We start from the raw sequence: 20,697 nt of genomic DNA, 5'->3' as shown, positions 1-20,697 counted from the left end.
CTCTTTGAATGTCAGGTCAGTTTCAAAAAAACTTCTCGCAGAGTTTAGGGAATAGTGTCTCCAGATCGTCTTCGTCCCAGTCGGTTCCAGTGGGGTCAGCATGGTATGCGATAGCATGTTTTGGGAAGTCCTTGCTGGTCTTTCCTGTCTTTTCTTGCCAGACCTGACGAGCGATATACTGGAAACCCTCCACCTGGCAATCACCATCTTCGTCCCTGACGACGTCGGCCAGAGATTCGGGATCCAGCAGGGCTGCCTCATAAACCTTTTCGCCTCTGGATATCAGCCAGTCCCGGAAGTCCATGAACCCATCATCTGAGCAGCCGCCGCCTATCAGGTAGGCCGCGCCCCACAAGCCCCAGTCGTAGGCCCGGTTATGGTATTCGCTGAAGATGCGGTCGAAAGCGACGATGTCGTCTGGTGCCAGTGCAGACACGGCTGCTTCCAGGGTGTCAATTTGTTGTTCTGCATCGTCTTTGGCGGCAAGGCGTGATGCGTCTATCAGTGTCCAGAATGTCGTGTTTTCCATAGGTAATCTGTTTGCATGATGGGTGATTTAATAGGGATGTCAGCATGCAGTGCGATAAACACCAGCATCGATTCCCACTTGAGGGGCATTATCGCGCAATCATCTAGATGGCACCATGTGTACGTGGTTCACGGCACGGATATTTTTCCGATGATTAGAAAATCCTATGCGGCGCATTGCACGGCACCTCCCGTTACGGCTACGTTACGGTTTCAAGTTGCAAGTGCTTGCCAAAGTCATTCAAAGACCAACTTGATATTTCCGCTGCCTTGATAAAGTCAGCAAGATTTTTGGCATGCGGGCGATTTATCAAAACCGGAAATGGCACATTAAAAAAAGCACGACCACACACTTGCATGCTGTCTTTGTTTTTACCCGCAAACGCTGCTCAAGCCACCGCACCGAGTACATCACCCACCCGCCAATTTAGAGGCGAAATTCTAATTCTGCGTCTGTTTAGTTGATGTGATTCACGCAAAAAGCAATCCGTTAAAAAGCTGTATCACAACATCCATTTTTGCCTGCTTTTTTTACATAAACGACGCCAAAAAATGCGCAAACCAGCACAGGAAATGGGGATGCATATGCGCTTTTTGCGACGGTTCTGTTGCAATTTCACAACCACTTTCTACTGCTCACACATTCCTTTTCAGTAATGAAAGTATATCTTTTCCTCTATGAAAATAAGTTTTCATAAATTTCAAGGTAAATGATTAAAAAAATTTGTCTATACATAAACACTTATTGCTTTTGACATATTGTTAAAGAATGTCAATAATTTGGCTCTGTTACAAAATGGCAAACTGGTATTGAATACTTCCAGTGCCTATAAAAAATTCGGCAGTGAATATCGTCTTGCGCGGCTTTTGCCAAGCGCAAGTGGTCTTACTATTGCCTGAAAGAATTGTTGTGCGGGGAAAATGATCAATTACCTGCATGGCAATATGGGACCAAGGGCGGGCCTCGCGCAGCTTGCCTGGATGTCTCTGGATGTAGGGTAAAAGCGGTGCGGATACACCGCTTTTGTCTGTGCATCCACCCCTGTTTTGGGAAGAACTGGGGTGAGTACCTGGAAAGACCGACGCCGCCAACAAGCATCGGTCACATACTTCGTATCAAAAAAACAAGGAGAGAAGTAATGCGTATCAGCAGTAATCTACAACTACTCACTGGTGTTTCCATGGCTGTTGCCATGCTGTTCAACACGGCACAGGCTTCTGCAGAGCAATGGGCGCCAACAGCGACCAAAGCAACCAGGATACCAACAACGGTGTCATCCAAGTCAGTGGCAACACTGATGCAGGCAGGCACACCAACTCAAATATCGGTTGCACTCAAGCTGCGTAACAAGGCTGACCTCGATGCCATTACCACTGGCATCCTGAACGGCAAAAACGTGAAGACGATTTCGAATGCCGAATTCATGAGCCGCTTTGCACCGACCACAGCCCAGGTGCAATCCGTCGTGAATTACCTGAAGGCCAGCGGTTTCGTCAACGTCACGGTGTCTGACAACCGCTTGCTGGTAACTGCAGATGGTGCGGCAGCAACGGTAAAAACGGCGTTCAACACTGACCTGCAAACCTTTAGCATCGATGGCCGTACTGTGCATGCCAACACGACAGATGCACAGATCCCGCAATCGCTGTCTGACATCGTGCTGGCTGTGCATGGTCTGCAAAACGTGCACACCTACCGCACTCACCTGGTCAGGCCCAATGCCAATACACTGGCAAGCACCGGGCATAACCCTACCGAGTTTTCGGCGATCTATAACGCCAATGGTTTACCCAGCGCTGTGAATGCCACCATCGGCATTATCACGCAAGGCAGCATGACACAAACCATCAAGGACTTGAACACGTTCACAAGCAAAGCAGGTTACCCGACTGCGAATGTGGAAACCGTGACGATAGGTTCACCCAGCACTGACACTTCCGGTATCGGTGAATGGAATATGGATACGCAAGATGCGCTGGCAACTGCAGGCGGCACGATCAAAAAGATGGTGCTCTACACAGCCAACACACTGAACCTGACTGACATCACGGCAGCCTATAACCGCGCGGTCAGTGACAACGTGGCCAAGGTCATCAACGTGTCTTTGGGTATGTGTGAAAACGATGCGCAAAATGGTGGTATCACGGCCAGTAATGACCAGATATTCCAGACAGCGGTGGCACAGGGCCAGACTTTTGCAGTCTCGTCCGGCGACTCTGGTGCGTATGAATGCGGTGGCCCAGGTACTTCGCAAAGCTATCCATCGGCTTCACCTTATGTGATCTCGGTTGGTGGTACCTTGCTCAATACTTCTGGCACAACCTGGGTATCTGAATCGGTATGGTCTTGCACCACGGCGGCAAATTGCCAGGCATCTGCAAGCGGTGGCGCTGGTGGCGGGCCATCCCTGACAGAAGCAGCACCTAGCTGGCAAATCAGTTCCGGCGTTCTGGGTTCTGCAACCAAACGCGGCACGCCAGACATCTCGTTCAATGCTGACCCTGCCAGTGGTGCTTTGGTGATTGTCAATGGTTCCAACCAGCAGATCGGTGGTACCAGCCTGGCGGCACCTATCTTCACCGGCTTTTGGGCTCGTGTACAGTCGATGAACAATAACAGCCTGCCCTTCCCCGCTGCTGCGATCTATCAAAAAGCAGCCAGCACACCGGGCATGTTCCACGACGTGACAACTGGCAGCAATGGTGGTTATACCGCCAAGGCAGGCTGGGATTATGCCAGTGGTTTTGGTAGCCTGAACATGGCTAACTTTGCCGCCGCCATGGGTTCTACACCGCCACCACCAAATGTACTGGTCAAGGATGTACCGATCACAGGCATCAACGTGGCAACCGGTGCCAACCTGGTCTACACCTTTGCAGTGCCAGCCGGTGCGACCAACCTGAGCTTCAAAACCACAGGTGGCACAGGCGACGCTGATCTGTATGTACAAGTGGGTTCTGCTCCAACCACCACGACCTACCTGCAAAAATCTGATGGTTCTACCAGTACTGAAACCGTGACTATCGCATCACCAACAGCAGGCACTTACTATGTCCTGTTGAACGGTTATACGACATCCAACGGTGTCAACCTGGTGGCAACTTACCAGACCGGCACACCAGGTAATGTATTGAACAATGGCGTACCAGTCACAGGCATCAGCCTGGCCTCTGGCGCATCATCGGTCTATACCTTCGTGGTACCTGCGGGCCGCCCAACAGTGACATTCAAAACCAGCGGTGGCTCTGGCGACGCTGACCTGTATGTCAAACTGGGCTCTGCACCAACGACCTCGTCTTACCTGCAAAAATCTGATGGTGCCAGCAACAACGAAAGCATCACCATCAATTCACCAGCAGGCGGCACTTACTATGTTCTGGTCAAGGCCTATAGCGCAATCAGCGGCCTGAGCCTGGTAGCAACAGACTAAGAAAGCTCTGATGTTGATTTAAAAGAGTAACGGCATTAAGGCCCCGGGTTAAAAACCGGGGCCTTATTTTTTGATGCTTGGGTGTTTATGGTATTTGAAGACCTCTCACCACAGAGGCACAGAGACACAGAGCAGGCACAGAGAAAACTTTCATTCGCGTCCTGCATCGCAGAAAATGGATGGTCGTGGCCGTGACGTGAGATGGATTGTAATGCTTCGTTTACGGCAAGGACATATTCACACTGCGTGCAACCATTCCATGCGGCGCATTGAAATGCGCCCTATGTCACTACATTACGGTCATGTCCTCATTCGCTTGTGAGTGCGATGCAGATTTGCAGGCCACGACCACAGAATGCTAAAGTGCTGTCTTTATATGCCTGCCTTGAGCGCAGTGCAATTTTGTCCGACATCATGAAATCACCTAACTTCTTAGCCGTAAATTTCTTTCTGCTGGCCGCCATGGTGCAAGCAGATGCCAGCGCCAGACGGGCAGAACAGCCGCCGCGCTGGGTCACGGCGGATGAAGTGCGGGTGCGGCAAGGCCCTGACATGACGCAAAAAGTAGTAGGCGTATTACACCGTGGCGTAGCCCTGATACTGAAGGACACGACCGAACAGGCTGGTTACTGCTTGATTGAAGGTGAAGGCCAGTATGGCTATGTAGCCTGTAAATACCTGAGCGCCGACCGCATAGCCAGGCCCATGGCAGGTGAGGCAGGCGTAGACGCGGCGCAACGCTGGGTCAGTGGCACGGCGCTGACACTGCGTCAGGCTGGGCAGGCCGATGCGCCAGTGATAAAAAGCCTGTCCCTCAACAGCATCGTCAAACTGCTTAATGAGGGCACAGGCAATACCTATTGCGAAGTACAAATCACTGACGGCACACGTGGCTACACAGCTTGCCGCTACCTGGCCAAGACGCCAGTGGTGGTGGCGCACATCCAGGGTGTCACCTACGGGGATGGTTCTCGCCCTGCAAACTATGATCCGGTGAAGGCATTCTGGCTGGACCCAGGCTGGCAGGCACTGGAGAACTATGCCAACTATCTCAAGGAACGCCACCCTGAAATAACTGCAGCAGGACCGTGGCCTCGCGATGAAGCCCTGGAAAAAATGAAAGCACATCTGGCACTGGGCCTGAAGGGCAAGAAGCCTGAGCCCTATGCCGACTGGCAAGAGATCAAGCGCAAGGCCGCGCAAAACCTGGAATTCAAACGGGAAAGCACTCGCCTGGCCGCAGAGGGGAAAAAAATCCCGGCTGATATATGGGAACGCGAAAACCGCATGGAGAATCTCGCCAATGAGCTCAGCACGACGACAGGCTTGTGGGATATAGACAGATCAGCAGGTGAAAATGATATGGGATATATCTTCCGCCTGCTGCGCAAGCTTGAATTTCCTGCCGTGCGCCCCTCCTTCTTTCGTAGCGAGGCCGACCTGGCCCCGCCGAATGTGACGCCTGAACAAGCAGGCGGCCGGTTTGACATCATCTACCGCCAGTTGACCACGCCGCGCCGTGCACCCAAACAAAACGAAGAAATAAACTATGCAGGTCTATACGATATGCGCAGTCGCGTCCAAGTGCTGACGCGACCAGTGCAACGGGTACAATTATTCCGCGATGGCCGCCTGATCAGCAACCCCAGCTATATGCGCGTCAGTGAAACCCTGTGGCGTGACGTCGATGCGACAGGGTGTGAAAACTTCATTCCTGGTTTCCCTTATGGCGATTCCGACAAATCGATATGGAATTATTTCGATGATGGCGGTTCATCAGACGCTTATATAATCAGTAGTCAAAAGGCCAGTTCAAAATTCAATCCACCAGGTAGTGTATATGCCTTTTATACTACGTCAACATTGCCAGCCGCCACGGCAAAAATCACGACAAGCTCTGTGAAACTGGACCGGCAGCAAACCGGCTTTATCGCGGGCACTTATCTGAACTATGATCTGGATGGCGACGGCATCGCCGACATCGCCATCTGGGAAGGCCAGGGCAAAGGCCCCGGCCACCTCGGTGGCTCAACGAAGACAGACGACCGCTGGATTCGCCTGGCGCTAGTCAATATCAACGGTGCATGGAAGCTGCTGGGTAGCGACAGGTTCATCTATGGTTGCGGGTGTTAAGCGGGTAATCCAGCCAGACCTGACGGTCAGCAGCCAGTAGCGCAATCAGTGATAGAGGCGCGGCCTGCATCAAGCTTATGTCTCGATCCGTCTGTGATTAATAGGCAGGTGCGGGCGAATACGAGATGGCCATCCTGCCTGCACAGGCAGACTCTCATTAACTCATCGTGATAAACACAAGTGGATGAATATGGAATATGTTTTAAAACCAGATGATTTTGTACATATACCGTTTTTGCGTGAATTGATCATGGAATCGGCTGAAAATTCTCCAGACCTGCTTGATCTGCGGTATCAGCTCATTGGGGATATTCTTTTAGAAAACCTCAAAAACATAAACATTGATGAAGACATTCTCAATTTGATGCGCTTTTCTGTAGGTTTGACTTCAGAGGTATCACCTCTCTTATTGTCCAGAGGAAGTCTCGGCGCTGCACACTGGAGCTGGCGGCCTGTTTGTCTCAAGGTGTCAGGAATAAATAGTGCCCGCAGTGACGTCAGGCCCATCGAAAAGCAGGTTGCGGCAATGGTGAATGGCCTGACCATGCAGTTGCAGCGCGATCCGGAATATGAACCTGGCGCCAGAGCATTATTTCAGTACGTCAGAGAAAATTCTCTTTGGAGCAGATCGGATGAACCGGATATTGAGTTCTAGTTCTGTCCTTGCATGTACATTAAAATGGCGCGCGCTACTCTGTCACGCCCAACAAAGGAGATGAATGAGCAACACAAATCTTGCCATAGAAACGAAATACGAACACGGTGGCGGCTATGGCATCAACGAAGGTGAATTGCTGTACGCGCTGAGGAAAAAGAGCAAGTTAACGATGCTCAAGATCGTCATCCACGATGTCTCGCTGTGGTCAGTGCTGGTTGGCCTGTTTTTATGGGGGCCGCTGCTATGGAGCCTGATGCTGTATCCGGCCTTCGTGCTTCTGGCTCTGGTGCTGCGCATTTTCATCGACATCCCAAATTCATCTGTCAATATGTACGCTGTCGGGCTGGCCTATGCCACTGGCGTCTGGCTGTCACTGCGCAAGCAAACTCCGGTACGTGATTACATGACCAGGAAGCAGCATGCCGCCACCAAAACCCTGCATCTCGATTGCAGCCAGAAACTGCTGGTGGCAGAAGAAGTCTATCGTTTTGCATCAGAAAAAAACCGCGTAGTGAGCGTGCCGTTTGAGCATATGTACGCCTCTGCAACCTGGCAGCAGGCGGATAAAGAACTGGCGGATGACGACACTTATCTGGACTCCGTCAGCATCTTTCTCAGGCTCAGACGCAACAATAACAGCAGTCTGGATATGGAGTGGGTCAGGAAAAAAATCGGTGACCCGGTTTTTTATCATCAGTACGATAGTAGCAATGCCACGCAAAATGCGCAGGCAAAAGCGAAGTTTGATGAAGTCATGGCTTTGTTTGCGGATTGTGGGATAGGGCAGAAATGAGATTGCTATTTTTTTTGGATGGGCTTGCCAAACGATAGACCACACAAGAAACACAAAGAAAAACTGCTGCCATCAAATGCCCCGCAGTTTGTAGGGTGCGCCATGCGCACCGTCACGGCAATGCAAATAAACACGATGGTGCTCACGGCGCACCCTACCAATCCACAACATTCATCGTGCACGGCACCGGCATCTTACCGCAGCATGCGGGCATCTCATGCGGCGCATTGCATTGCGCCCTACGTCACGATCACATCATGAATAGCTTGTTATTGGGAGACAAATGCGGGCAATAGCTCTGCTGATTTTAAGAACAAGAATCATGATCTATGATGTTCTCAATTTTCTTTGCCAAATCATCCGGGGAATACTGATTCTTTTGTTTGTGTCGCCATCCCATTCAACAAACAAGCCATGAGATTGCAATGTTTTTTTGATGATTTCAGCGACCTCCAACTTCCCCTCTTCGGTGTCACGCATGTCGCCAAAGCCAAGAAATATGCCCTGCCCCGCAACCGCCCTCTCAACATCTTGTCCATGATAAAAACAATATCCACGGCAGGTTCCCGGTGGCATTTTTGAGTGAACTTCACTGACGTCTTCATGGCCATCACTCGTCGTGTATCCAGCGTTGTGGATGGCGATGATCCATTTGGAGTTCAACTCATCGAAGGCGGCATCAAGCCTGTCGCAATCCGTTGTATCGGGCCATTTCCTCTCTTGCTTTCTTTTCTCAGAAAATTCCCGGTTAATCAATGCCCGCATATCCATTTCATCGACATCATCTTCCAGGATATCGTCAAGCATGTCGTTGACGCGGCTGGCATCATAAAACCCCGACCAAACCCACGCATGGATAGCCTTTGCAATATAGCGCTCATTGTCGTTCTGGTTCACATTGTCGATTTCTGACATTTCCGGTAAGAGTTCATCCTCTGTTTGTATCTCGGCTGAAGGCTCGGGTGTGGGCATATTCAGTCTAAAGATTTCACCGTTGAGACTATATTGACCAAGCGTAAAGAGCCGGGTGAGAATCAGATCGACTACATTGGCAAGCTCGGCAGGCGCTACTGAAACAAACGACCACGTAGCATATTTCATTGGTTCCCAGGAAATCAAATTTGCCTTCGGTAGCAATTGAATGATGTCATGCAGCTCTTGTTCTGGGGAATGACTCAGGGGGTAAGCAACGTTTAACTCTGTAGGAGTGACTTGCGCCCACACATCACTCGCTCCTGCAACCTCGAAAGATGCACACAGAACAGCGCTGCTCTTTGAAGTCACCTGGGCATGATTAAAGACCTCGCGGACGAGAGGAATAATTTCAGCGATTTGATCTGCACTCATGGATAGTTCACAGTTGAAAATGGCAGGTAAGGATAGTATGTGGCTTAGCAAGTTAAATTATAACTTGAGTCCTGGCCATACATCGCGACAGGTATGCAAGCATCTCATGCGGCGCATTGCATTGCGCCCTACGTCACGGCTATAGCACAGAGAAATCCGCTGGCCTCAAATGACCTGCAGCTTGTAGGGTGCGCCATGCGCACCGTTACGGCAATGCAAATAAACACGATGGTGCGCACGGCGCACCCTACCAATGCTCAGGCACAGTATCCATCGCAGATTGACACAGCTCAGCTTTAACATTCACACATTGCCAGCCTGGGGGATATTTTCTGCTCATCGTATTCTCTGCCAATCGCCCTGCACGCTTGTTGCTGTTGACAACGGAGCGGTGAAAAAGAGATAAACTATGCCGTTGAAGGGCGCACATTACACCTTCTCGCATATCTATCTGGAGATCCAATGATCACACCAACTGAGCTGTTTACGTTCATGGCAGTCGTTCTCGGCATGTTTCTCGTTCCTGGACCAGCCGTCCTTCTCGTCATTACCCGAACCGCACAAAGCGGCCGGCGCACAGGCATTGCAACAGGACTGGGTATCGCTACAGGAGACCTGATTCACACCCTTGCAGCTGCCATCGGGCTGTCAGCGTTGCTGGCGACATCTGCGCTCGCGTTCACGGTCGTCAAGCTGGCCGGGGCTGCTTATCTGCTGTACCTCGGCGTTCGCGCCATCATGGCAAAACCCGCTCCTGAAGAAGCATCTGCAACTCAGCGCCTGGTGCCGTCAATGCAGCTAGTGTCACCGCTACGTGCATACTGGCAAGCGGTGCCGGCAGAGTTGCTAAACCCAAAGACTGCGCTGTTCTTTCTCGCGTTTTTGCCGCAGTTTGTTCATGCGGATCGCTCAGCACCTTTCGCGCAGTTTGTCATTCTTGGTCTTGTGTTTGCAGCGATGAGTGCGGTGTATTCGACGCTGCTGGTTTTCGCGGTCGGGCCGCTTGGCCAGGTTTTGAAGCGCTTGACGTGGCTCGTCAAGTGGCAGGGAAAAATCATCGGCTCAATCTTTATCTGCCTGGGACTAAAAGTAGCAATGCAAAAGCAATAAGCACATGGGGCAATAGACGCCATCTGTAAGCTCAGAAAGTAGGGTGCGTTTCAACGCACCATCTCGTCAATCATCAGTAGCGCGAAGAATGATGGTGCGTCAAGACGCACCCTACTGGCTGCATGGTACGTTGCAACGTGCCACTCCTTACGTTCAGAGACAGGGCGCATTACAATGCGCCCTACGTCACGCCCATATCGTGATCTGCCTATGATCCCGCACCGGGGAAACAAGATACTTGCACGCCATAATCCCCGCTTTAGCTCCTAAAACCCCGGCAAAGTCACAATAAAATGCTGCCACCGCCGTTATTCTATGATTAATCCCCAAAATTGATTACACTCATATTATTTTCGCCTTATTTTCCTGATATCTACCTGAGCCTGCACCATAACGTGAAGCCCGCCATCAAGCCTGCCCATCAATTTATTGTCTGCCATGAATGCGACCTGGTCTGTGCGGATGTGCCGGTCGCCACGGGTGAGGCGGCGAGTTGTCCGCGTTGCCGGGCTATCTTGTACCGCAATGGCAGTGCCAGTATTGACGTGGCGCTGGCGCTGGCGGTGACCTCAGTGATCCTGTTATTACTGCTCAACAGCTTCCCGCTGCTGTCGCTGAAGGTACAGCAGGTCACGCGGGACACCACGCTTTTTCATGCGGCGCTGGCGATGTGGGATGATGGCATGCACATCCTCTCGCTGCTGGTGATTATCACCACCATGCTGGCACCGGCCCTGCAAATCTCGGTGGCGGTCTATCTTTTGTATGTGATCCGTTTTGGTGATGCCGGGCTGGCGCTGGGTGCGCCACTGCGTGCGCTGCAGACCCTGCGACCCTGGAGCATGGTCGAGATTTTCATGCTGGGCTTGCTGGTGTCGCTGGTCAAGCTGCAGCATATGGCCGACATCGTCATTGGCCCGGCCCTGTGGTCTTGCGCTTCGCTGATCTTTTTTACGGCAGCGCTGACCTCGGTGCTAACGCCGCGCAATATCTGGCTATGGGCACATGCCGCTAAAGCCAGCAAGGCAGCCACCGGGGTGAGCCATGTCTGAGCAAGAATACCGCCACATCCCCGCTACCGGGCTGGCAGGCCAGACCGGTGCCTCTGCCGGGCTGATCACCTGCGACATTTGCGAAGCCCTGTGCTGCACCCATGACGAGGCCGCTACCCACTGCCCCATCTGCGGTGCCGCCCTGCATTTGCGCCATAAAGACAGCCTGACCAAATCCCTGGCTTACCTGGTTGCGGCGACGATACTGTACATCCCCGCCAACCTCTTGCCGGTCATGCAAACCAATACCATCTTTGGTACGCAGGACGACACCATCATGAGCGGCGTGCTGGTGCTGATGTATACAGGTTCGTGGCCGCTGGCGCTGCTGGTATTCTTTGCCAGCATCGTCGTGCCTTTGTTGAAGCTGTTTTCGATCAGCCTGCTGCTTTACACCTGTTCAAAAAAATCGACCTGGAACCCGCTGCAGCGCACCCAGTTATTCCGCATGATAGAGGCGGTGGGCCGCTGGTCCATGCTGGATGTGTATGTCGTCACGGTGCTGGTGGCGCTGGTGCAGTTTAAATCCCTGGCAGCGATACACCCTGGCGGCGGTGCGCTGGCCTTTGGTGCGGTGGTGGTGTTGACGATGCTGTCGGCACAAAGCTTTGATTCACGTTTAATCTGGGTAACAAAGACGCATGAGTGATCCAACTTCAGAACATCCTGGCCCCGAGGCAGGCAAACCCGCCAATGCTGCCAGCAGTGATGCCGCTGCTGGCACAAGCAATGCAGCAGCCAGCACTGTAGAAACCGTCGATGCAGTCGATGCCATCGTCCCCGTCGTCAAGGTCAGGCCACGGCGACGTTTGCCCTCGTTTGTGTGGGCCGTACCTGTCATTGCTGCTCTCATCGGTATCTGGCTGGTGGTGCAAAGCGTGACCAGCCAGGGGCCGGTCATTACCATCACCTTTAAATCTGCCGAAGGGCTGGAAGCGGGCAAAACCAAATTGCGCTACAAGGATGTGGATGTTGGCCACGTCAAGGCAATTGCCCTCTCGCCTGACCGCAAGCGCGTGCTGATCACGGCGCAGCTGATCAAGAGCGCATCAGACATCCTCGCCACCGATACCCGCTTCTTCATCGTCAAGCCGCGCATCTCTGGCGGCTCGGTGTCTGGCCTCTCTACGCTGCTGTCCGGCAATTACATCAGCGTCGATGTCGGCACATCATCAGAGACCACCAATGAATTCACCGGGCTTGAAGAACCACCACTGGTCAACCGCGATTCACCCGGTCGTGAATTTGTCTTGCATGGTGCGCAGACCGGCTCGGTCAATTATGGCTCGCCTATCTTCTTCCGCCACATCAATGCCGGGCACGTCACCAAATTCCAGCTTGACCGTGACGGCAAGGGCGTGACCATACGCGTTTTCATTGATGCACCGTATGATCAATACGTGACCGAGGACACCCGCTTCTGGCATGCCAGCGGCGTTGATATGCAGCTCGATGCCAATGGTCTGCGCGTGACGACAGAATCACTGACATCACTGATAGAAGGCGGCCTCGCCTTCCAGGAACATGATGATGCCCTGCCCGGTGGCAAACCCGCGTTTGAAGGCAGCGTCTTCCCCTTGTTTGAAGACCGCGAACATGCCATGCGCGCACCGGATACCAAGGTGCGCAGCTTCCTCATGTATTTCCCTGAAAGCCTGCGTGGTTTGTCCAAAGGTGCCCCTGTCGATTTGCGCGGCATTGTCATCGGCGAAGTCAAATCCCTGGGCGTGGAATTTGCCGAGAATGGCCGCCTGCCGCGCTTCCCGGTTGAAATCAGCCTCTACCCAGACCGCCTCAAGGCCAGGGTCAGGACAGGCACGCGCCTGCCTGATGACGATACCGAAGCCAAAGAAAGATCACTGCTCGACCACCTCATCACCCGCGGCTTGCGCGGCCAGCTACGCAGTGGCAACCTGCTGACCGGCCAGCTGTATATCGCCCTCGATTTCTTCCCCGATGCACCGCAGGCAAAAATGGACTGGCGCACCGACTACCCCGTGCTGCCCACCGTCGGTGGTGGCCTGGCCGAAATCCAGGAAACCGTAGGCCGCATCGCCAAGAAAATCGACAAGCTGCCTTTCGATAAAATCTCTGGCGAACTCGTGCAGGCGCTCACCAAACTCAACACCACTCTCGCCAGCACAGAAAAACTCGTGCACCGCCTTGATGTAGAAGTCACGCCCGAGCTGACCTCTACCCTCAAAGAAGCACGCAGCACCCTGAACAGCGCCAACGCCCTGCTGGCAGAAGACGCACCGCTGCAACAAGACATGCGCGAATCACTGAAGCAAGTCGCCAAGTCCGCCCGCGCCGTCGCCAACCTGGCCGACATGCTGGAACGCCATCCAGACGCCCTGGTGTTTGGCAAACAAAAGGTAAAACCATGATGCGAAGCACACACGTCCTGACGATTTCCCTGGCCAGCCTGGCGACCTTGTTACTGGTCGCCTGCGCCACGCCACCTGTAGAACACCTGTACCGCCTCGACTACCCGCTCGCCAGCAGCAGCCAGGCCGAGGCACAGTATGAACTCGTCATCGCCACCATTAAACTGCCAGAGGCAGTCAATCGCCAGCAACTCGTCATCCAAAAGTCTGCCACAGAATCCATCGTCAGTGACGAACAACGCTGGCTGGCCCCGCTCGACGAACAACTGACCAACGCCCTCACCGCCCACCTGCGCAAAAACCTGCCCGACGCCTGGCTCTCCTCCGACACCGGCATCAACGCAGGCATCGCCACCACACCAGGCAATAGCCTGCCCCGCTACCAGGTCAAGGTACAAGTCGATCAGTTAGTAATCAACAGCGGTGATCAGCTCACGCTCGAAGCCAGCTGGGTCGTGCTCGACAGCAGCCGCAAACTGCTAAAACGTGAACACCAGGTGTTTACCGTGCGGCTGAATGGCATCGCCTATGAGGCCGTGGCTCCCGCCATGTCAGAGGCAGCGCGGCAGTTGGCCGAGCAAGTTGGTGCGAGCGTGGCTGGCGTGCGCAAGTAAAGCAAACCTGTCACCGCGTACCTACACAAGCTGTAATATTCGAAGGACTCATCATGCATGAATGGATTAAATTGACAAGCCGCTGGGGCGTGGAAAAGCAGAACCCGGAGCTTACTGATCTTAAGAATGCGCTCAATGAATTATTTGCTCCGCACGATGACGAACATCCAGACGCGTGGCTGGAATGTGGTAGCGAGAACGGCCCTCTGTATGTAGCCTCGGTATTTTCAATTGGGTATGCAATATTCACCAAATATAGCGATGCAGATATGGGAGAGGAATTGCAAAAAACAAAAATGGACAACATCAATCTCGAATCCGGTTTGAGATTATGGAAAAATCTTATCGCTGAAAATTATGAAGTAATTTCTTGAACATTTCCCATCCAAAGACCGTAGGTATGATTAGCGCAGCGTAATCGTACGCATGAGATGTCTGAAATAGCTACAGGCCTCAAGCAAATCCCATGATCACCGCCCATCCTTCTTTGCATAAGTGTGATGTATACTTGATTCAACATCATAAAGCAGCCATGCTTTTGAAGCAGCTTAAAAAATTACGGCGGACCATGCGTACGATTACGCTGCGCTAATCGTACCTTGTATTATGACGCCTTCGGTAGTTATTCGTTAATATAGCTACCAACAAGTTCTTGGTAGGCATATCAAGATCGAGTGACTGGATGCCGGATCGTACCTTAGGTTTGAAACCTGCGACGTAGATTTCTGCACCAGTCACTCACCCCTCGTTTTAAATCGAACAGTATCTACGTATACTCAAAAAAAACGAAAGAAATAATCGATGTACGCATTCAAATTCACCGCCAAAGACAGTCGAGGCCGCGTCGTCACAGATCGGGTAGAGGCCAGCTCCATTGAGGATGCCTACGACAAGCTGGAGAAGCAGGCTTATCGTGATATACGGGTCATAGACAGCAAAGAAACCGCAATCAATCTTGACAATGCTGATTCAAGACTGCAACTGAGGTTGAGTGCAGACCATGCGCTGCAGTTGCAAAAGCAATCGAGCTTGCTGGTCAGGCTTGGCATGTTGTATGCCAACAATGCGGGCATCTGGGGCCCTTTATTGGTGTGGTGGGCGATCGCAACGGCGGTGAGTGGCAGCCACAGTGTCGCGGCGCTGATACCGGTGCTGTTGTTCATTGTCCATTTGATCTGGTTTCTGTGGGCGACGACTCCCCTGGTTTTATATAATCGCGCCCTCGAAGCTGGTCATTGGCGACGCTGGGCCGAGGTCGAGCGCACCATGCATTTTATTGCGCGCTGGAAGTCTTGGTTCAAGACGCCGTTTCCTGAGCATGAAATCATTATTCGCCTGGCTATTGCAGAGGCCGGGCAGGGTCGCCTGGAAGCAGCGCTGGCGCGGGCTGCGGTAGTCAAGAGTGACGATACTCTGGCCCCCGGTTTTTATGAAGGGCGACTCGCCTCTATCTATTTTGCGGCTGGCAAATTCCAGGAAGTGGCCATCACCCAGCAGGCTGCACGCAAAATCAACCCCAGTGCAGCCAATACCGTCGATCTCGCCACCACGCTGGTACGCAGGCTGGACAATACCAAAGGCGCGGCCTTGCTGATGGCAGAGATAGAAGATGCCAAACTGTCGGATTTGCAGCGCGTCATCGTGATGTATTGCCAGGGCTTGATACGGCTCAAGAATGATGAGGCCAAAGAAGCACTGGATTTATTCACGCAGTCTCTGGAACTGAGCAAAGACTTTGGCTCACCGAGCATGAAATATTTTGTGGTTGAAATCCAGGTCCACCTGGCCCTGGCCTTGTGCGCCTGCCAGCGTCACCAGGAAGCCGCCCCGCTTTTCTCAGCGGCACGCCCATTTATAGAAATATGGAAGGATACAGACTTGCTGCGGCTATGTGATCAGGCGCAAGCTGGTGGGAAAAGGAATAACTGATTGTGCAGCCCACATGCGTACGATTACGCTGCGCTAATCGTACCTACAGGAGCTACCATCCAGAATCAGTGAATGCGAACAGTGGACATTGCTATGAATAAAATTAGTCGTAATGCTGAGATCTTTCGAAAACTGCGAACGCAAAATAAGGAGGAATTTTTTGCTGATAAGGAGTTAGATATCTTCATCATTGGTGACTTTCATAGAACCTTGTTGCAGGAGGCTATTGCTTTCAAGAAAAATGACATTGCTGCCGAATTAATCGCACGTTCGATTGATGTTAACGCAACCGACAGCAAGGGTCAGACAGCACTACATTATGGAGCAGTTTACGGTGCCTACGAAGTCGTTCGCGATATCCTTTTGAGCGGTGGGAATCCGAATATTCCAGATAAATTTGGTAATGGCGCGGCATGGACAGCTGCGCTTTCGGCGAAAGGTGACTATAGTATTTTAAAGTTGCTTGTTGCTTATGCTGCTGAAATTGATTCCAAGAATAGGGCGGGAAAGTCAGTATTGGATTTTGCAAGGCAGTCTGACGATTTGGATATGTGGTTAGCGTGTGGAGAAAGCGAAAATGATTTCAAAAAAATTTAAATTATCGAAGGATCAAATTGCCCCGGTTGCAATGGGACGAGGCGGATGTCTAGCGACGGACCGCATTGTTGTGGATGGTTGTAGAGTTGGATATATGTACCGCGAGTTACCATCCAACACGGAAGACAGTGGCTGGAGGTTTTTTGCTGGGGATGAGAACGAATATTACATGGCGAATCTTGACCAGCATGGGATATTTGATGTTAATACATTGGTAAATTACGATCCAGAGATAGTGCCTTTTTTAGATGCAAGCTATGGAAGTCGTTTCGAGCGCGATTCCAATGGTTATTTTACTCTCCTTGATGACTGATCTGTAGCTCGCGTAGATACGATTACGCTGCGCTAATAGTATCTACTTACGCTTGAATATATGACTAAAAAATTTGGAGAAAAACTCTAAAAAATGCAAAGGAATCATGATTAATTCGAACGAGATATCGCCTGGCAAGCTCAAAACCTTACGTATCATCAACGCCCTGATTATCGCAGGAAAATATACAGCTATTTTTCTTCCGCTATTTTTTTTCTATCTTTTTGCAAGCATATTGATGGTTGATGGTGACGGTCATGGCAATGCGCTCGTGAGTTTAACAGGAGAGATTATAGAAATTACTGAAAAACTTTTAAACTTAAGTGGAAAAGGAGCCGCATTCCCAGCTTGCTTTTTTTGGTCACTGGTATTGTATGCAGTTCTGTTTTTTATGAACTTGTGCTTCACTAGCTTAGCGTCAATGAGTGAAGAAGATGCTGCAACAAAATTCAATCAAATGAAATTTCCTGCATTGCTATCCCTTTTATTCGTGTTTATTTCATTGACGATTTTAGTCCGATGGAAATAGCAAGCGTAGGGGGCCGTAGCTAGAATTAGCGCAGCGTAATCGTACGCATGCTGAGCCAGAAAATGACGATAGCCCTCAACAATATCCAGACATCATTTCCTGTCCATTTCAACGCAGGTGTGGCCTATACTTTATACTTGCCAGACAGCCATATAGCCTGTCGTATTGCAGGAGTGCTTTTCAAGAATAATATTGGTAATGAATGACATGCGTACGATTACGCTGCGCTAATCGTACCTACGTATACTCAAAAAAAACGAAAGAAATAATCGATGTACGCATTCAAATTCACCGCCAAAGACAGTCAAGGCCGCGTCGTCGCAGATCGGGTAGAGGCCAGCTCCATTGAGGATGCCTACGACAAGCTGGAGAAGCAGGCTTATCGTGATATACGGTTTATAGACAGCCAAAAAACTGCGGTCAATCTTGACAACGTCAACTCTAGACTGCGACTGAGAACAAGTGCCTACCATGAGCTACAGTTGCAAAAACAATCCAGTCTGGTTGTCACACTCGCCATGCTCTATGCGAATAATGCGGGCATCTGGGGCCCTTTATTGGCGTGGTGGGTGATCGCCGCTGCGATACTTGGCGGCCATAGTGTAGGGTCACTAATACCCGCGCTGTTGTTTGTCATCCACCTGCTCTGGTTTATCTGGGCGATTACTCCAACGGTTTTATATCATCGTGCACTGGATGCCCGCACAATGTTACGCTGGGCGGAGGTCGAGCGTACGATGCATTTTATGGCGCGATGGAAGTCTTGGTTCAAGACACCGATCTCCAATCATGAAATCATTTTTCGCTTGGCATCGGCAGAAGCCGGTCAAGGCCGACTTGATGCGGCCCTGGCCCGTCTTGAGCCACTAAAAGGCGACCACACTCTGGAACCTGGTTTATATGAGCGAAAGCTCGCTTCGGTCTATTTTGTGACAGGTCAATTTCAGCAAGTGGCAATAGCTCAGCAAGCTGCCTACAAGCTCAAACCTAACTTGGCCAATACGGTTGATCTCGCCACGACGCTAGTGCGCAGGCTGGACAATACCGAAGGCGCGACCTTGCTGATGGCAGAGATTGAAGGCGCCAAACAGTCGGATTTGCAGCGCGTCTTCGTGCTGTATTGCCAGGGCTTGATCCGTCTCAAGAATAACGAAACCAAAGAAGCGCTGGATTTACTCACACTCTCACTGGAGCTGAGCAAAGACTTTGGTTCACCGACCATGAAGTCTATTGTGGTTGAAATCCAGGCCCATCTCGCCCTGGCCTTGTGCGCCTGCCAGCGCCACCAGGAAGCCACCCCGCTCTTCTCAGCGGCACGCCCATTTATAGAAATATGGAAAGATACAGACTTGCTGCGGCTATGTGATCAGGCGCAAGCTGGTGGGAAAATGAATAACTGATTGTGCAACTCACCATGCATACGATTACGCTACGCTAATCGCACCTACGTATACTCAAAAAAAACGAAAGAAATAATCGATGTACGCATTCAAATTCACCGCCAAAGACAGTCGAGGCCGCGTCGTCACAGATCGGGTAGAGGCCAGCTCCATTGAGGATGCCTACGACAAGCTGGAGAAGCAGGCTTATCGTGATATACGGGTCATAGACAGCAAAGAAACCGCAATCAATCTTGACAATGCTGATTCAAGACTGCAACTGAGGTTGAGTGCAGACCATGCGCTGCAGTTGCAAAAGCAATCGAGCTTGCTGGTCAGGCTTGGCATGTTGTATGCCAACAATGCGGGCATCTGGGGCCCTTTATTGGTGTGGTGGGCGATCGCAACGGCGGTGAGTGGCAGCCACAGTGTCGCGGCGCTGATACCGGTGCTGTTGTTCATTGTCCATTTGATCTGGTTTCTGTGGGCGACGACTCCCCTGGTTTTATATAATCGCGCCCTCGAAGCTGGTCATTGGCGACGCTGGGCCGAGGTCGAGCGCACCATGCATTTTATTGCGCGCTGGAAGTCTTGGTTCAAGACGCCGTTTCCTGAGCATGAAATCATTATTCGCCTGGCTATTGCAGAGGCCGGGCAGGGTCGCCTGGAAGCAGCGCTGGCGCGGGCTGCGGTAGTCAAGAGTGACGATACTCTGGCCCCCGGTTTTTATGAAGGGCGACTCGCCTCTATCTATTTTGCGGCTGGCAAATTCCAGGAAGTGGCCATCACCCAGCAGGCTGCACGCAAAATCAACCCCAGTGCAGCCAATACCGTCGATCTCGCCACCACGCTGGTACGCAGGCTGGACAATAACAAAGGCGCGGCCTTGCTGATGGCAGAGATAGAAGACGCCAAACTGTCGGATTTGCAGCGCGTCATCGTGCTGTATTGCCAGGGCTTGATACGGCTCAAAAATGATGAGGCCAAAGAAGCACTGGATTTATTCACGCAGTCCCTCGAACTGAGCAAAGACTTTGGTTCACCGAGCATGAAATATTTTGTGGTTGAAATCCAGGTACATCTGGCCCTGGCCTTGTGCGCCTGCCAGCGTCACCAGGAAGCCGCCCCGCTTTTCTCAGCGGCACGCCCATTTATAGAAATATGGAAGGATACAGACTTGCTGCAGTTATGTGATCAGGCACAAGCTGGTGGGAAAATGAATAGCTGATTGTGCAACCCACATGCGTACGATTACGCTGCGCTAATCGTGCCTACTTGCTGTGGTAACCTGCTTTTCAAATCAAATGATATCGCCATGACATTCACATATAAAGATATTACGCCTGAAAAGCGCACAGAATACAGAAAGCAGGTATGCGGACCCATATTTGTGTTTCAAACTTCCTATGCTGAAGATGAGGATAGAGACATCGTTTTTTTGAGTCTTGGCGGTCAGGGTAATCAGCCACCAGAAAGAGGAGAAGGGCCAAGTTATTACAACTTGATATGGCAGGGATGTGCAATAGCTTTTGAAGCCTACCATGCCATTAAACGTTCTGATGACGGGGGAAGTTTTTTTGAGTTCACCATTACAAAGGTGCAGGTACCAACAAAATCGACGAAAACTTTGAATGACATCAAAGATGCGATTATTGCAGGCGCCCAATGCTATTGGAGTGGCATTTGGGAAGAAACACTGTTGTTGAATGTCAGTTTTTCAGGTATTGAATTTTACTAAGCTAGCAAATTTATTCCATTTCCCTCAGCCCGCGTAGATACTGTTATTCCAGTCAAGCTAAATGCAAGCTAGCATCGAATGGCTTTCCGGACTTCAACACCCCCAAAGCGACATGTATCAACTTTCTCATCATAGCGCCAATAATGAGCTTGGCAGGTT

The 20,697-nt window shown here is 51.4% G+C and carries 19 protein-coding genes and 1 pseudogene; 17 read left to right on the top strand and 3 right to left on the bottom strand.

Annotation, left to right across the window (positions count from 1 at the left end; translation table 11 throughout):
• Nucleotides 1-22: 22 nt before the first annotated feature.
• Complete coding sequence (locus tag ACO0LI_RS28150; protein ID WP_423036913.1) at nt 23-529, bottom strand: DUF4240 domain-containing protein; 507 nt, start codon at nt 527-529, stop codon at nt 23-25.
• A 1,138-nt stretch (nt 530-1,667) separates the two neighbouring features.
• Here ACO0LI_RS28150 and ACO0LI_RS28145 point away from each other — a divergent pair.
• From ACO0LI_RS28145 to ACO0LI_RS28130, 4 genes are all read left to right on the top strand, one after another.
• Nucleotides 1,668-3,959, top strand: a complete 2,292-nt coding sequence (locus ACO0LI_RS28145) for a pre-peptidase C-terminal domain-containing protein (protein WP_422954089.1) — start codon at nt 1,668-1,670, stop codon at nt 3,957-3,959.
• A 414-nt stretch (nt 3,960-4,373) separates the two neighbouring features.
• Nucleotides 4,374-6,092 (top strand): SH3 domain-containing protein, encoded by a 1,719-nt coding sequence (locus tag ACO0LI_RS28140; protein ID WP_423036911.1) that lies wholly within the window; start codon nt 4,374-4,376, stop codon nt 6,090-6,092.
• Nucleotides 6,093-6,282: 190 nt separating this feature from the next.
• Nucleotides 6,283-6,747, top strand: coding sequence for a hypothetical protein (locus tag ACO0LI_RS28135; protein WP_423036909.1), 465 nt, complete (start codon nt 6,283-6,285; stop codon nt 6,745-6,747).
• Between the two features lie 64 nt (nt 6,748-6,811).
• Nucleotides 6,812-7,543 carry a hypothetical protein gene (locus ACO0LI_RS28130; RefSeq protein ID WP_423036907.1) on the top strand — a complete coding sequence of 244 codons (732 nt, stop codon included), beginning with the start codon at nt 6,812-6,814 and terminating at the stop codon, nt 7,541-7,543.
• A 327-nt stretch (nt 7,544-7,870) separates the two neighbouring features.
• Here the strand turns inward: ACO0LI_RS28130 and ACO0LI_RS28125 are convergent, their stop codons facing one another.
• Nucleotides 7,871-8,890: a DUF6891 domain-containing protein gene (locus ACO0LI_RS28125; RefSeq protein ID WP_423036905.1), complete on the bottom strand. Its 1,020-nt coding sequence runs from the start codon at nt 8,888-8,890 to the stop codon at nt 7,871-7,873.
• A 462-nt stretch (nt 8,891-9,352) separates the two neighbouring features.
• Here ACO0LI_RS28125 and ACO0LI_RS28120 point away from each other — a divergent pair, with 462 nt between their 5' ends.
• The 13 genes from ACO0LI_RS28120 to ACO0LI_RS28060 all read left to right on the top strand — a co-directional run bounded on the left by ACO0LI_RS28120 (nt 9,353) and on the right by ACO0LI_RS28060 (nt 20,538).
• On the top strand, nt 9,353-10,000 hold the full coding sequence (locus ACO0LI_RS28120) for a LysE family translocator (RefSeq protein WP_423036903.1): 648 nt from the start codon (nt 9,353-9,355) through the stop codon (nt 9,998-10,000).
• A 332-nt stretch (nt 10,001-10,332) separates the two neighbouring features.
• Nucleotides 10,333-11,052 (top strand): paraquat-inducible protein A, encoded by a 720-nt coding sequence (locus ACO0LI_RS28115; RefSeq protein ID WP_423036901.1) that lies wholly within the window; start codon nt 10,333-10,335, stop codon nt 11,050-11,052.
• On the top strand, nt 11,045-11,701 hold the full coding sequence (locus ACO0LI_RS28110) for a paraquat-inducible protein A (RefSeq protein WP_423036899.1): 657 nt from the start codon (nt 11,045-11,047) through the stop codon (nt 11,699-11,701). Before ACO0LI_RS28115 ends, ACO0LI_RS28110 begins: the two co-directional genes overlap by 8 nt.
• Nucleotides 11,694-13,439, top strand: coding sequence for an intermembrane transport protein PqiB (locus ACO0LI_RS28105; protein ID WP_423036897.1), 1,746 nt, complete (start codon nt 11,694-11,696; stop codon nt 13,437-13,439). The genes ACO0LI_RS28110 and ACO0LI_RS28105 overlap by 8 nt, the downstream gene beginning before the upstream one ends.
• Nucleotides 13,436-14,053 carry a PqiC family protein gene (locus ACO0LI_RS28100; protein ID WP_423036895.1) on the top strand — a complete coding sequence of 206 codons (618 nt, stop codon included), beginning with the start codon at nt 13,436-13,438 and terminating at the stop codon, nt 14,051-14,053. Before ACO0LI_RS28105 ends, ACO0LI_RS28100 begins: the two co-directional genes overlap by 4 nt.
• Nucleotides 14,054-14,106: 53 nt before the next feature.
• The gene (locus tag ACO0LI_RS28095; RefSeq protein ID WP_423036893.1) at nt 14,107-14,427 is read left to right on the top strand and encodes a hypothetical protein; all 321 of its coding nucleotides are present in this window, start codon (nt 14,107-14,109) and stop codon (nt 14,425-14,427) included.
• Nucleotides 14,428-14,854: 427 nt separating this feature from the next.
• Nucleotides 14,855-15,982: a hypothetical protein gene (locus ACO0LI_RS28090; RefSeq protein ID WP_423036891.1), complete on the top strand. Its 1,128-nt coding sequence runs from the start codon at nt 14,855-14,857 to the stop codon at nt 15,980-15,982.
• Between the two features lie 93 nt (nt 15,983-16,075).
• Nucleotides 16,076-16,579 (top strand): ankyrin repeat domain-containing protein, encoded by a 504-nt coding sequence (locus tag ACO0LI_RS28085; protein WP_423036889.1) that lies wholly within the window; start codon nt 16,076-16,078, stop codon nt 16,577-16,579.
• On the top strand, nt 16,560-16,892 hold the full coding sequence (locus tag ACO0LI_RS28080) for a DUF2185 domain-containing protein (protein ID WP_423036887.1): 333 nt from the start codon (nt 16,560-16,562) through the stop codon (nt 16,890-16,892). Before ACO0LI_RS28085 ends, ACO0LI_RS28080 begins: the two co-directional genes overlap by 20 nt.
• A gap of 106 nt (nt 16,893-16,998) precedes the next feature.
• Complete coding sequence (locus tag ACO0LI_RS28075; RefSeq protein ID WP_423036885.1) at nt 16,999-17,421, top strand: hypothetical protein; 423 nt, start codon at nt 16,999-17,001, stop codon at nt 17,419-17,421.
• 272 nt (nt 17,422-17,693) lie between these two features.
• Entirely contained in the window at nt 17,694-18,821 is a 1,128-nt protein-coding gene (locus ACO0LI_RS28070) for a hypothetical protein (protein ID WP_423036883.1), read from the top strand.
• 79 nt (nt 18,822-18,900) lie between these two features.
• The gene (locus tag ACO0LI_RS28065; protein ID WP_423036877.1) at nt 18,901-20,028 is read left to right on the top strand and encodes a hypothetical protein; all 1,128 of its coding nucleotides are present in this window, start codon (nt 18,901-18,903) and stop codon (nt 20,026-20,028) included.
• 87 nt (nt 20,029-20,115) lie between these two features.
• Nucleotides 20,116-20,538: a hypothetical protein gene (locus ACO0LI_RS28060; protein WP_423036875.1), complete on the top strand. Its 423-nt coding sequence runs from the start codon at nt 20,116-20,118 to the stop codon at nt 20,536-20,538.
• Between the two features lie 52 nt (nt 20,539-20,590).
• Here the strand turns inward: ACO0LI_RS28060 and ACO0LI_RS28055 are convergent.
• Nucleotides 20,591-20,697 (bottom strand): annotated as a pseudogene (locus ACO0LI_RS28055) (IS110 family transposase); the annotation flags it as partial.

It is taken from the genome of Undibacterium sp. Tian12W (assembly GCF_049339405.1).
GTDB lineage: Bacteria > Pseudomonadota > Gammaproteobacteria > Burkholderiales > Burkholderiaceae_D > Undibacterium.
The sequence above is the reverse complement of the archived record's forward strand: the minus strand, read 5'-3'. Positions and strand labels throughout refer to the sequence as shown.

Excerpts from the sequence above, each read along its gene's own strand:
- ACO0LI_RS28150 (WP_423036913.1), bottom strand. The coding sequence starts at position 529 with ATGGAAAACACGACATTCTGGACACTGATAGACGCATCACGCCTTGCC.
- ACO0LI_RS28145 (WP_422954089.1), top strand. The coding sequence starts at position 1,668 with ATGCGTATCAGCAGTAATCTACAACTACTCACTGGTGTTTCCATGGCT.
- ACO0LI_RS28140 (WP_423036911.1), top strand. The coding sequence starts at position 4,374 with ATGAAATCACCTAACTTCTTAGCCGTAAATTTCTTTCTGCTGGCCGCC.
- ACO0LI_RS28135 (WP_423036909.1), top strand. The coding sequence starts at position 6,283 with ATGGAATATGTTTTAAAACCAGATGATTTTGTACATATACCGTTTTTG.
- ACO0LI_RS28130 (WP_423036907.1), top strand. The coding sequence starts at position 6,812 with ATGAGCAACACAAATCTTGCCATAGAAACGAAATACGAACACGGTGGC.
- ACO0LI_RS28125 (WP_423036905.1), bottom strand. The coding sequence starts at position 8,890 with ATGAGTGCAGATCAAATCGCTGAAATTATTCCTCTCGTCCGCGAGGTC.
- ACO0LI_RS28120 (WP_423036903.1), top strand. The coding sequence starts at position 9,353 with ATGATCACACCAACTGAGCTGTTTACGTTCATGGCAGTCGTTCTCGGC.
- ACO0LI_RS28110 (WP_423036899.1), top strand. The coding sequence starts at position 11,045 with ATGTCTGAGCAAGAATACCGCCACATCCCCGCTACCGGGCTGGCAGGC.
- ACO0LI_RS28105 (WP_423036897.1), top strand. The coding sequence starts at position 11,694 with ATGAGTGATCCAACTTCAGAACATCCTGGCCCCGAGGCAGGCAAACCC.
- ACO0LI_RS28100 (WP_423036895.1), top strand. The coding sequence starts at position 13,436 with ATGATGCGAAGCACACACGTCCTGACGATTTCCCTGGCCAGCCTGGCG.
- ACO0LI_RS28095 (WP_423036893.1), top strand. The coding sequence starts at position 14,107 with ATGCATGAATGGATTAAATTGACAAGCCGCTGGGGCGTGGAAAAGCAG.
- ACO0LI_RS28090 (WP_423036891.1), top strand. The coding sequence starts at position 14,855 with ATGTACGCATTCAAATTCACCGCCAAAGACAGTCGAGGCCGCGTCGTC.
- ACO0LI_RS28085 (WP_423036889.1), top strand. The coding sequence starts at position 16,076 with ATGAATAAAATTAGTCGTAATGCTGAGATCTTTCGAAAACTGCGAACG.
- ACO0LI_RS28080 (WP_423036887.1), top strand. The coding sequence starts at position 16,560 with ATGATTTCAAAAAAATTTAAATTATCGAAGGATCAAATTGCCCCGGTT.
- ACO0LI_RS28075 (WP_423036885.1), top strand. The coding sequence starts at position 16,999 with ATGATTAATTCGAACGAGATATCGCCTGGCAAGCTCAAAACCTTACGT.
- ACO0LI_RS28070 (WP_423036883.1), top strand. The coding sequence starts at position 17,694 with ATGTACGCATTCAAATTCACCGCCAAAGACAGTCAAGGCCGCGTCGTC.
- ACO0LI_RS28065 (WP_423036877.1), top strand. The coding sequence starts at position 18,901 with ATGTACGCATTCAAATTCACCGCCAAAGACAGTCGAGGCCGCGTCGTC.
- ACO0LI_RS28060 (WP_423036875.1), top strand. The coding sequence starts at position 20,116 with ATGACATTCACATATAAAGATATTACGCCTGAAAAGCGCACAGAATAC.